At 72.1% G+C, this 11,838-nt stretch carries 8 protein-coding genes and 2 pseudogenes; 1 reads left to right on the plus strand and 9 read right to left on the minus strand.

All coding sequences use genetic code 11. From position 1 onward, the window contains the following. The 3 genes from IE277_RS41490 to IE277_RS41500 all read right to left on the minus strand — a co-directional run bounded on the left by IE277_RS41490 (position 1) and on the right by IE277_RS41500 (position 2,632). Positions 1-411, minus strand: coding sequence for a hypothetical protein (locus IE277_RS41490; protein ID WP_189958898.1), 411 nt, complete (start codon positions 409-411; stop codon positions 1-3). Positions 412-639: 228 nt separating this feature from the next. Further along, positions 640-1,296 carry a TetR/AcrR family transcriptional regulator gene (locus IE277_RS41495; protein ID WP_189958899.1) on the minus strand — a complete coding sequence of 219 codons (657 nt, stop codon included), beginning with the start codon at positions 1,294-1,296 and terminating at the stop codon, positions 640-642. Between the two features lie 130 nt (positions 1,297-1,426). After that, positions 1,427-2,632, minus strand: a complete 1,206-nt coding sequence (locus IE277_RS41500) for a cytochrome P450 family protein (protein ID WP_189958900.1) — start codon at positions 2,630-2,632, stop codon at positions 1,427-1,429. Between the two features lie 228 nt (positions 2,633-2,860). Here IE277_RS41500 and IE277_RS41505 point away from each other — a divergent pair. After that, positions 2,861-3,576 (plus strand): annotated as a pseudogene (locus IE277_RS41505) (SDR family NAD(P)-dependent oxidoreductase); the annotation flags it as partial. A gap of 170 nt (positions 3,577-3,746) precedes the next feature. Here IE277_RS41505 and IE277_RS41510 read toward each other — a convergent pair. From IE277_RS41510 to IE277_RS41535, 6 genes and pseudogenes are all read right to left on the minus strand, one after another. After that, on the minus strand, positions 3,747-5,471 hold the full coding sequence (locus IE277_RS41510; RefSeq protein WP_189958901.1) for an acyl-CoA dehydrogenase family protein: 1,725 nt from the start codon (positions 5,469-5,471) through the stop codon (positions 3,747-3,749). A 171-nt stretch (positions 5,472-5,642) separates the two neighbouring features. Beyond that, positions 5,643-6,215 (minus strand): PadR family transcriptional regulator, encoded by a 573-nt coding sequence (locus IE277_RS41515; protein ID WP_189958902.1) that lies wholly within the window; start codon positions 6,213-6,215, stop codon positions 5,643-5,645. A 109-nt stretch (positions 6,216-6,324) separates the two neighbouring features. Beyond that, positions 6,325-7,986 (minus strand): hypothetical protein, encoded by a 1,662-nt coding sequence (locus tag IE277_RS41520; protein ID WP_189958903.1) that lies wholly within the window; start codon positions 7,984-7,986, stop codon positions 6,325-6,327. 127 nt (positions 7,987-8,113) lie between these two features. After that, positions 8,114-9,718, minus strand: coding sequence for a serine/threonine-protein kinase (locus IE277_RS41525; protein WP_189958904.1), 1,605 nt, complete (start codon positions 9,716-9,718; stop codon positions 8,114-8,116). After that, positions 9,715-11,490, minus strand: coding sequence for an FHA domain-containing protein (locus IE277_RS41530; protein WP_189958905.1), 1,776 nt, complete (start codon positions 11,488-11,490; stop codon positions 9,715-9,717). The genes IE277_RS41525 and IE277_RS41530 overlap by 4 nt, the downstream gene beginning before the upstream one ends. Before the next feature lie 8 nt (positions 11,491-11,498). Further along, positions 11,499-11,838 (minus strand): annotated as a pseudogene (locus IE277_RS41535) (hypothetical protein); the annotation flags it as partial.

The following is an 11,838-nucleotide window of genomic DNA, read 5'->3' on the forward strand; positions in this document are numbered from 1 at the left end:
TCAACCGCGTGCACTGACCGCCCAGGGAGCCGGCCCGTCCATGATGTGCGCGCGCCCCTGGCGGAACAGCTCAGCGTCCACCTCCTTCAGCCGCCGCAGCTCGGCCGGCTGATGCAGGGTGTGCACCTCCACGGGGGTTCCCGGATGCGCGTCGAACAGCACATGGCCGACGCCCTCCATCACGTTGAGCCGACTGGTGTCGATGGCAGCGAACCGGTTGGCCGTGACGAACTGGCCCTTCGTGAGCCGGTCCCCGTCCACGCCCGCGTGACGCAGCAGCTCCAGCCAGTAGAGCTGGAGGGAGGTGTGGAGTGCCCTGGCCTGGCGGTCGTCCTTGTCGAGCTTGTAAGCGTCGATATATCGGGTGGCGGGCGGCGGGCTTCTGGTAGTCCGTCCAGCCCAGGTGCCCATCGTGGTCGGCGCCCAACGTCTCAAATGCGCGTTCGAGCTTGCTGGTGATGACGCCCTGCGGCGTGGTGGTCACGGCTGAAGCCCTTCTGTGATCTTGTCTCAGAGCAACCTCAGCTTGAGGCAGGAGCTCTTGGCGCGGTCCGAACCGCGTGGATGGCACCCGATCTAGTGATCACTGGTGAAGTCAGGTGCTGCTGCACGAGGGGACGATGTCGCTCACAGCCTCAGTCAACGCTGCCGGTGCGGGCCGAGCTCGAGGAGCACATGGCCGAGCTGGGCGGAGGTCAGGGGCGGCCCGGGCAGGGTGGGCACGGCCGGGTGGGCGCGGAAACCGTCGAGGAGCAACGCAAGCGGGCGGGTCCAGGCGTCCGGGGCGACGGTGCTCAGCGCAGGCACGACCCGGCCCAGCGCCGCCAGCGCGAAGAGGACGTCCTCGGTGGTGAGGTTCGGGCGGACGGTGCCCTGCGCCTGGCCGCGGCGGAGCAGGTCCGCGATGGTGTCGCGATTATGGGTGTGGATGGCCTCCAGAGAGGTCACGCCTGCCAAGCTCGTGGTCATGAGGTCGTTGGTGCCGCGGTCTGCGGCAAGCGTCGCGAAGACGGTGTGCAGGTACTGCGTCAGCCCTGTCCAGGCGTCCTCGGCGGTGCGTGCCCGCGCGCCAGCGGCCATGGTCTCGGTGAGAGCATCCCGGAAGACCTCGTCCACGAGCGCGGCGCGGGTCGGAAAGTGACGGTAGAGGGTCGCGTTGCCCACGCCCGCGCGCCGGGCGATGACGTCGAGCGGAGCGTTCAGCCCTTGTTCCGCGAAGACCTCGCGGGCCGTCTGTGTCAGCAGCTTCCGGTTGCGCAACGCGTCGCGGCGCCCCGTCGGCGCGTGGCCGCCCATCGTGTCTCCTTCTTCGCCGTCCTGCCCCCGTACCGGAGAGCGCTCCCCGGTACGGATGCTACCGCCGATCGATGACACAGAACCTTGCTGACGGGGTGGGCGCGGGGCTCGGCGAGGCCGGGACCGACGTCTACCAGCGCACCGGCAGCCCTCGCAGGCTCCGCATGAGACTGGTGCGCCACTGCGGTGTGCCGTCACCGTCGAAGGCCAGGCGAGGGAAGCGGTCCAGCAGGATGCGCAGCGCCAGGGTCGCCTCCAGGCGGGCCAGCGGGGCGCCCAGGCAGTGGTGCAGACCGTGCCCGAAGGCGAGGTGGGCGCGGGTCGCGGCCGGATCGCGGCGGATGTCGAACCGCTCCGGGGCGGGGAAGCGCGCGGGGTCGCGGTTCGCGGCGGCGATGGAGAGCACGACACGCGCGCCCGCCGGTATCCGGGCGCCGCCGAGGGTGATCGGTTCGGCGGTGTAGCGGTAGGTGCCCGCCGGTGCGGGCGACTCGAAGCGGAGCGTCTCCTCCACGGCTCCCTTCAGCAACTCGGGGTCGGCGCGGAGAGCGGCGAGCTGCCCGGGATGGCCGAGCAGCAGGTGGACGGCGTTGGCGATGAGGTTGACGGTGGTCTCGTGCCCTGCGACGAGCAGCAGGAAGGCCATGCCGAGCAGTTCCTCCGGGGTGAGCCGGTCGGCGCCGTCCCCGTCGTGGGTGCGGACCAGGGCATGCAGCAGATCGCTCTCCGCCGCGTCCCGCAGTCGCCGTTTCTCCTCCGCCAACCCGGCGAGGTACGCGGCCATCTCCTGCATGGCGCGGGTGGACTGCTCCGGGTCGTCGAGGACGACCACCTTCGTGGACCACGCTCGGAAGGCAGCCCGGTCCGCCTCTGGCACGCCGAGCAGCTCGCAGATGATCGTGAGCGGCAGCGGATAGGCGTACGCGGTCACAAGATCGGCACGGCCGTCGGCGACCACGGCGTCCAGGAGTGCCCCGGCCGCCTCCTCGACACGGGGACGCAGCGCCTGGACGCGGCGCGCGGTGAACTCGCGCGCCACCAGTGTCCGCAGGCGGGTGTGATCGGGCGGATCGACCTGGAGCATGTTGCGGCCCACGGCGTACAGCCCGTCGTCCTCGAAGTCGGCGGAGTGCCGCACGTCATTGCGCAGCCTGGGGTCGGCGAACGCGGCGCGCACCTCCTCGTGCCCGACCACCAGCCACGACTCGTCCCCGGTGGGGAATCGCACGTAGTGGACAGGCCCGCGCGAGCGCAGCGCGGTGAAGGCGGAGTAGGGATCGGCGGTGAAGTCGTCAGTGAGGTCGGCGAGTTGGACGGTGGGGTGCTGTGTGCGCATCGGCGACTCCCGGACAAAAGTGGGGACGGTTCCCCGTTTAGATGTCGGGAGTGACCCTAACACGAACCGGGGAACGGTCCTCGTTTTGGTCTTCGAGAGCAATCTCCCTCCCAGATGCCGAACGACCCGTGCGACCCCGCCGCCCCGCCCGCAGGAGCCGACCCGCATCTCGCTCGCGGTTGGCTGCGGCCGACTGGGGCGTCCACCGGATCACCGGCACGGAGGGCTGCCGGCCTGTCGTCCCTGAGGACCGCCGTAGACAGGTTGGATCTCGATCATCTCGACGCGGTGGTCTACAACGCAGGGGTCGCGCTCGACGACCCGCCGCGTCGGGAGACCGGGGACGGCCACGAGCTGGTGTTCGGCACCAACCACCTCGGCCACTTCGCGCTCACCCGGTGGCTGCCCCTCTGCTGTCCGTGGCGCCGGCCGGCCGCATCGTGACAGTGGGAAGCTTCGCGGCACGGTCCGGTCCGAGCGACTGGACCTGGAGGATCCACAGTCCACCCTGGACTACCGGCCCAAGCGCGCCTACGGCCGATCGAAGCTGGCGCAGATGTGCTTCGGCTTCGAACTCGATCGCCAACTGCGGGCGGTCGGCAGCACGGTGGTCAGTGTGGTGGCCCACCCCGGCGGCGCACTGGACTCCCTCACCCCGTCCCACCCGCCGGAGCGCGTGCCAACCCGCAGCGAGCGGCAACACGCCCTAGCCCGCCGGGCTCTTGGTGCAGGGCAAGGACGCCGGAGCATGGCCCGCCGTCCGTGCCGCCCTCCGCCCGGAGGTACAGGGAGGGCGCCTGTCGGGACCGAGGGTCTTGGGTCTGCGTGGCACACCACGACGCGAGCCCGTCCGCTCTCATATGACCGATCCGGCCGTCGCCGCTCGACTTTGGGCCGCCAGCGGTGAGCTGATCGACACCGATCCGCACCTCGGCTTCCGATAGGCGCGGAAGGCGCACCCAGAAGCGTCGACTCCACCTCTCAGATGCTCGGCCGTGCCGTCGCCGCACACCCGGCGACACCCGTCGCGGCACGTGGGGCACACGGGGCTGACCCCTTGCCGACCGGTGGCCGTGCCCGCGCGGCCCGGCCACCGGTGATGCGTACGACGCGTCTACGGGGCCATCTCGTACGCGCCGGACAGCGACTGGACCAGCTGCCAGACCCGCTCCGTGCGTGCCTCGTCGACGACCGGCCGCCGGATCGAACCCAGCGCCCACTCCTGCTGCTGTTCGGTCGCCGAGTCCTTGCCGTGCAGTTCGACGGCGTGCGCGGAGAAGTCCCGCACGAGGACGGCGAAGAGTTCGTCCAGCACGTCCTCGTCGAGGCCGGTCAGGGCGGCCTGCTCCAGGACGAGCTGCCCGTGCACGACCAGGGCGAAGAGCTGACCGACCGCGAGGACCAGGTCGAGGTCACGGCTCTGCTCCGCGTCGGGAGCGGCCGTGGCGACGAACTCACAGAGTGCGTCGGCCTGTTCGCGGAAGCGGGTCACGTTGGGAAGGTGCGCGTACGCGTCGTAGGCGGGTCGCCAGTCGTGGAAGCGCACCGAGCCGAGGCCGCGGGCCGGCCCCTGCCGGAACAGGAAGTCGTCGTCGGCCGCGTCGAGGCGGGTCGGCACGGCGGGGTACTCGGCCGGGTCGAGGAGGTGGCTGCGCATGAACTTCAGGATCAGCGCCAGGTTGACGTGGACCGTGCCCTCCAGCTTCGGCAGGCCACGGATCTCCACGGCCGCCTGGGCGAAGTAGTTGTCCTTCTCGAAGCCCTTGGCGGCGATGACGTCCCACATCAGGTCGATGACCTTCTCGCCCTCCGTGGTCACCTTCATCTTCGTCATCGGGTTGAAGAGCAGGTAGCGGCGGTCGTCCGGGCCGGCGGAGCGGAAGTAGTCCACAGCGCGGTCGCTGAACGACTTCATGCCGACGAGCCTGACGTACGCGTCGGTCAGCTCGCGCCGCACGTGCGGGAAGGCGGTGACGGGGCGGCCGTAGAGGATGCGGTTGTGGGCGTGGGTGACGGCCTCGTACATCGCGTGCTCGCAGATGCCGATCGAGGCGGTGCACAGGTTGAACTTGCCGACGTTGACGGTGTTGAGGGCGGCGTCGAAGGCGGCGCGGCCGGTGTGCAGGACGTCCTCGGCCGCTACGGGGTAGTCCTCAAGCCGGAACTCGCTGACGAACTTCGAGGAGTCGACGACGTTCTTGACCAGGTGATAGGCCGGGTGACGGCTGTCGGCGGCGAAGAACACGTAGCCGTCGGGGCCCTCGACGTCGCTGCGGCGGCCGAAGACGGAGACGAGTCCGGCGGCGTTGCCGTTGCCGATGTAGTACTTGGAGCCGGTGGCGCGGAAGCCGCCGTTGCCGTCCGGTTCGAGCAGCATGTCGGTGGAGTAGATGTCGGCGCCGTGGGTCTTCTCGGAGAGGCCGAACGCGAACACCTCTCCCTGGGTGAGGAGTTCGGCGGCGCGGGCGCGGGCGGCGGCGTTGTCGCTCTGCCAGACCGGGCCGAGGCCGAGGATGGTGACCTGCCAGGCGTACCAGTAGTCGAGGCCGTAGAAGCCCAGGATCTCGTTGAGTGCGGCGATCCGGGCGGTGTCCCACCGCTTGTCCGGTTCGCCCTCGCCCTCGGCGGACGACGGCGTCAGGAAGGTGGCGAACAGGTTCTCCTTGGCCGCGAAGGCGAGGAAGTCGCCGAGCCAGGCGCGGGTGCGGTAGTCCTCGATCAGCCGGCGCTTCCCGCGCTCCTCGAACCAGTCGACGGTGGCACGCAGCAGGCGGCGTGTCTCGTGGTCGAAGTGCGCGGGGTCGTAGGTGCGCGGGTTGAACAGCAGCTGGTCGGCCATGGGATGACGCCTTTCGGCTGGTGGGCGGGTGGGAAACGGGAGGCCGGCCTGACAGCTGGACGGCTGGACGGCTGGACGGCCTGACAGCTGGACGGCTGGACGGCCTGACAGCTGGGCGGCTTGACGGCTGGACGCCCGGATCGTGCGGACCGGCGGCGGATGCGGCGGCGATCAGCGGCCCGGACCGAACCGGGCCAGCGTGGCGAGCACGTCGTCCAGCCAGCCGATCATCATCCGCTCGTACGCGATGCCGCCGCGCAGGACGACGTGCTGGAGCTCTCGCTCCGCGTCGAGCGGCGTCTTCGGACCGGCCGTGTCCGCTCCGGGTGCCATGAAGTCGCGCGCCTCTCCTGCGAGATAGTGCGCCAGCCGGTCCCGGTGCGCCTGGCGGTGCCGCTCCACCTCGCGGATCAGGGCGGCCGGGTCGTCGAAGGCGGCGCCGCGGATCTTCACGGCCAGGTCGTGGCGGACGCTCTCCGGTTCGATCGGATCCTGCAGCCAGGAGGACAGCGCGGCCCGGCCGAGGTCGGCGACGGAGTACTCCTTCTTGTCCGGCCGCCCCTGCTGCGGGACGTCCCTGACGACGACCCAACCGTCGTTCTCCATGCGCTTGAGCACGCGGTAGATCTGCTGGTGGGTGGCGGTCCAGAAGTAGCCGATGGACCGCTCGAAGCGCCGGGCCAGCTCGTAGCCGGATCCCGGCTTCTCCAAAAGCGACACCAGGATCGCGTGTTCGAGCGCCATGCCGCCGATCCTGCTATGCAACTCGTTGCATAGCAAGCCTGGCCCGCTCCGATGCGACGCGGCTCACCCCGACACCATCCCAAGGGCGGACGCCTGAAAGACAGACGCTTCAAGGACAGACGTAGGTGAAGCTTGCCTCCGCCTCCATCGGGGCCGGCCGGTGCGCGATCCTCAGGCGGGCGGTACCCCGGAAGCGGCCCGGCCCGCGGACCGTCCAGCGCAGATGCACCCTGACCCGGCGTTCACCGCGGTGGGCGGTGCGGACCAGCTCGCCCGAGTCCTGACCGTCCGCGCGCAGCCACCGGTAGGTGACGGGGCCGCCGTGTCCGTCGGTGGTGATGACACCGATCAGGTCGGCCGTCTGACCGCAGTGCAACGGCCCGGCGGGGGCCTGGACACGGACAGCGACGACCGCGGGAGCGGGGGCCGGGCGCAGCAGCAGCCAGAGCAGGACGACGGCGATCGCGACGATGGCCGTGGTGACGGCCGTGGTGACGATCCAGCCCCGTCGTCCACGCCGCGAGCGGGGGGAGGCGGGAACCGATGCCTCGGTCCGCCATCGGGCACGCAGGACGTCCTGCTCCTCCACAGGGACCCCGGGCCCGAACCGGAGCAGGATCCCGCCGGAGTCCTCCCCTGCCGCCACCGGCGGCAAGGTGACTCGGTTGCGCTTGCCGAGGACGGTCGCCTGGGTGTCCGGGGCGGTGGAACGGCGAGCGCGGCCGACCGTGGTGAGCTGGTCGGCGATGGCTGGTGGGTGAGGTCCGGGGGCGACCAGGAGGGCTTGTGGGTCCGGGCCTGCGGAGCGGTGGGCGTGGGCCACCGTGGCGGGTTGGCCGGCGGTGGCTGAAGGCCGGGACGAGCGGTCGGGTGCGGCAGCAGGGTCTTCGGGGGCGGTGGGGCGTGGGGCAGGGTCGGTTGTGGTCAGCGCCTGGTGAGAATCTGTCCGTGGAGCCTGGCGACCGGGGGCCACTGCGGCGGACGGTTGCGGTGTCTTCGGCGGCGCGAACTCCGGGGTCACCGCGGCCGTCGCCGCGCGGAGCGCCGTGCGGCGCAGGAAGTCCGCCGGAAGCGCCGCGCGTCCGGCCACCAGTTCTGCTCGGGCCGCCGCCAGCCCCTCCGACTCGGCGGTGTCGGAGCAGCGGGCGAACAGGTCCGCCGCGGGGGTTCCGGGCTGTGTCCAGGCGGCGCCGAGGGTGCGGGCCAGGGCGGCCCAGGCAGTGGTGGCGACTGCCTGGCGGTCGGCGTGCGGCGTGTCGCCCGGCACCGGTACGGCGGCCGCGTCGCCCAGCACCATGCCCAGCTCCGCCTCGGCCAGTAGGGCGACCCCGTCCGGGGCGATCACGACGGTGTCGGGGCCGAGTGAGCCGTGGGTCAGGCCTGCTGTGTGCAGGGCGAGGAGGGTCTGCGCGGTCTCGTTGAGGATGCTGGCCACGCTGCCCGCGTCCGGGCGAGGACCGTTCGCCGACGACAGCACGTCGGCCAGGGTGGGGGCCGGTGGCCGGGCCGTGAGCAGCCACACCTCACCGGTCTCGGCCACGAGGTCGACCGTGCCGAGCAGTCCGGGCAGCCTGAGCCGCGCCGTGGCGAGCACCACGGCCGCCAGGCGCTCGCGTGTGCCCTCGGGCGCCAGCAGGGCTCGGTCGACGCGCAGCGCGCCGAGGGTGCGCTCGCCGGACCGCGCGGGGAGCAGGGCGTGCCAGGTGCCGTGGCGTGTGTGCCGTGACCAGCCGGACAGGGGCCGGCCGGCCACTGTGGTGGCTGTCGTCATGTCGATCCGTTCTCGTCGCGGCGGGGAGTGGCTCTCGGGTCCCTCAGGCCCCTCGGGTCTCTCGGGTCTCTCGGGTCTCTCGGGTCTCTCGGGTCTCTCGGGTCTCTCGGGTCTCTCGGGAGCGTGGTCAGCACGGCGGTGCGTCCACGGAGGCCGTCTGGGGACCGTTCGCTGCCGCCGGGTCGCTGCTGAGTGTGACGTCCCAGGTCCCCCGGCACGGGTGGTTGGAGAAATCGGCCTCGAAGGTCAGGTCGTACCGCGTGCTCCCGGACAGGGGCTGGGACTGGGAGCCGTACGCGTCGGCGGGTGTGTCGACGTAGTAGTTCGCGGTGACGGTCAGCGGACCGGTGCCCGTCGTCTCGACCGTCACCGCCGCGATGAGCGTGCCGGGTCTCTGTCCACGCTGCCAGGAGCCGATGGTGAGGGTGACCGTGCCGGGGGTGGCCGCGCTCGGGGACGCGGTGGCCGGCGGCTCGGCAGTCGGGGTCGTCGCTGCGGACGGGCTCGCCGTGGACGGGCTCGGCGAGGTCGGGGGTGGCGGCGAGGAAGACGGGCTGCCGGAGGGCGTGACGGAGGGCGGCACGTCGGCCGTGGGCGACGGGGCGACGGTCGGCGAGGTGGATGCGGACGGTGAACTGCCCGACCCCGTAGGCGAGTTGACCGGCGAAGGGGTGGAACTCGCCACCGTCGTCGATGTCTCGTGCGGGCGGCCCGACGCGTACGTCGCTCCGCCCGCGACGACCACCAGCGCGGCCACCCCACCGGTCGCCACCTTCCATCCCCCGCGTTTCAGCCGGCCCAGCAGGGTCAGCGCACTGGCCGAGCCCTCAAGGGTCGCGGTCGTGGTGAACGGGAACAGCAGGGCGAGCAGCGCGGCGAGTTCGGCCAGCCGGCGACGGCCACGCTCCTCCCAGCCGGCGCCGTAGCCCTCCGTGGCGGACCGTTCCAGCTCGGCGAGGAACGTCTCGATGCCGGGCCGGTCCACCGGGTCTTTCGCCAGGCCCGCGCGCAGCAGCGCACGCACCGGCGCGGGTACGTCGTCCAGCGGGGCCGGTGCGCGCAGGTGCTGCAGGCGCAGCGCGGTCACGTCGTCGCCGGGGAACGGCCGCCGGCCGGTCAGGCACTCGAAGAACACCACGGACGCCGCGTAGACGTCGGCCGCCGGGCCGGCGGGCTCGCCGTTCCACTGCTCCGGCGCCATATAGGCGGGCGTGCCCGTGGCGTCGGTCTCCCGGCCGCTGCGCACCGCGATGCCGAAGTCGGCGAGCGTGCTGGTGCCGTCGGCGAGGACCAGGACGTTCTCCGGTTTGTAGTCGCGGTGTACCACTCCGGCCGTGTGGGCCGCGCCCAGCCCCAGAAGGGAGCCCTTGAGCAGGACGAGCGCGGCCTCGGGGCCGGTCGCCCCGTGCCGGCGCAGCAGTTGGCGCAGGCTGATGCCGTCCACCGCCTCCATCACGATCGCGGCACCGGCGCGTGCCTCGACGTACTCGTACAGCCGCACCACGCAGGGGTGCCGGAGCTCGCCGAGCAGCCGGGCCTCGGCGCGGAAGCGGGCCAGGAACTCCCGGTCCGCGCGCAGGCGTTCGCTCAGATACTTGACGGCGACGGGTACGCCGGTCGCGGTGTGCCGGGCGAGGACGACCCGGCCGCCGGCTCCCTCTCCGAGCGTGCGGACGGCCGCGTAGCCGGGGACGGCCCAGCCGCCGTCGGGGGTGTGCGTGTCCTGGGTCATGCGGTCCCCTCCACCGGCGCGGGGAGCCCTGCGCCCTGCGGTACGTCCTTCGCGTCCCGCCGGCGCCGTACCCGGCGCAGCAGCCAGCGCACGGGCGCGGACCACACCGGGAAGGCGACCAGGGCGACCACGGCCGCCTCGATCACCGTGGTCCACGGCTCGGGTAGCCGGCCCTCTAGCAGGTCGCCGATGCGGGAGCGCCAGGCCAGCAGGGCGAGGCCGAAGAAACCGTAGGTGCCCACGACGACCGCGAGGCCGTAGGCGGCCAGGCCGGCCTGACGGGGGCCGGGCCGGTTGCCCGCGCGCAGGTCCCGCCACAGGCCCGTACGGAAGTAGGCGCTCGCCTCCTCGCGCAGCCGGGGCACTCGCAGGGCGTCGGTCAGCGCCTGGTAACCGTCCAACGGCATCAGCGGGTTGAAGTTGTAGAGGGTGTTCAGGTAGAGACCGAAGGCCAGGTGGTAGAGGACGGCCGAGGCGGCTCCCGCGGGCAGCAGGGCCGTGCCCGTGGCGCACCAGCCGGCCAGCGCCGCCGTGGACAGCGGCCCGGACAGGGCCACCACAACCCGTGACCAGCGGGAGCCGAACCACATGTCGCTGGTGTCCACGAACGCGAACGGCATACCCATCATCAGCAGGAACCCGCCGCGCCTGACCTTGCGGCCGTACGACTTCACGGCCAGCGCGTGCGTGAGTTCGTGAACGAGCAGCGCCGTCACATATCCGGCGGCCAGCAGGACCGGGCCCCACACGTCCACCCCGCCGAAGTCCAGCAGACGGTGCCGGCCCTGCGCGGCGAAGAACGCGACAAGGCCGCCGGCCACCGACAGCCAGGCGAGCAGCATCCCGGTCCGGGTGAACAGCCGCCAGCCGAAAGCTTGGTAGAGGCGGGTCACCAGCCGGTCGAGGCCGGGGACGGACACCTCCAGCTTCAGCAGCGCCCGGTACACGGCACGCGCCACCCGCCGCCAGCCCTTCGGCCGCTCCTCGTCCGGCCGCCCGGGCAGACCGCGCAGCAGTCCGGCGTCCGCGAACGCGGCGAGCGCGGACTCGATGCGGGGCAGGGCGAGTTCGCCGTAGCGGTCGGCGTAGGCGAACAGCAGGTCCCGTACGGTGTTCTCGCCGTCGACGGCGTGCCACAGGAACACCTGGCGCTCGTCCAGTTCCAGATAGCGGCCGGTCCGGGTGCTGCTGAGCACCCAGCGGGGTGTGCCGCGTTCGGAGGGGATCTGCTTGAGGGCCCAGCCGGAACGGCGACGGGGGCGCGCGGTGAGCGGGCCGTTCGCCTCGGGGGCCTCCTCCTGCCCGGCTTGTTCGGCCTGTCCGGCGGTGGGCAGCTGGGTCAGCTGGGTGCCGACGACCATCGTACGCGAGCCGATCCGGATATCGCGGGGCTGCTCAAACACCAGGCGTACGTCGCCGACGGACAGCTCGGTGCCGTCGGCGAGGCCGGCCGCGCCGCCGTGCAGGTCGACGCCGCCGACAGCGGTGCCGTTGAAGGAGTCCAGGTCCTCGATCCGGAAGCCCTCAGCGGTGCGGACGATGCGGGCGTGGCGGCGCGAGACGCTGGTGTCGGACAGGACTACGTCGTTGTCCTCGCCCCGGCCCAGCGTGGTGACCGGGCCGGTCAGCGCGACGAGCAGCGTGGGTTCGTCGAGGCCGCGCAGCTGGGGTGCGGCGAACGAGGTCGGTGCGGCACCCCGGCGCGGGGTGCCGCAGTGCAGGCAGTACGGGAAGTCGCGCCGCACGTGGACGCGGCAGACATGGCAGAGCATGCGGTGGCTCAGCCTCCACCGGAACCGCTGAGGAACGTACCGGCGTTGAAGCCACCGTCCGTCTCGGGCGCGGAGGGCGACAGGTGCGTGGCGATGTCACCGATGCCGGGTGCGTCGATGCCGCCGCGTACGGTCGTCCCGGCACGGCCGAGGGTGCCTTCGCGGCCACCGCCGCCGCTGGGGCGGTTACCGTTCTCCGGGTCGCCGCCACCCTCACCGCCGCCGCTGGGGCGATTGCTGTTCTCCGGGTCACCGCCACCGCCGCCGCCGTCGCCGCCTCCTTCACCGCCACCATGACCACCACCACCGCTGGGGCGATCCGTGTTCTCCGGGTCGCCACCGCCCTCA

Source organism: Streptomyces alanosinicus (genome assembly GCF_014650595.1).
Classification (GTDB): Bacteria; Actinomycetota; Actinomycetes; order Streptomycetales; family Streptomycetaceae; genus Streptomyces; species Streptomyces alanosinicus.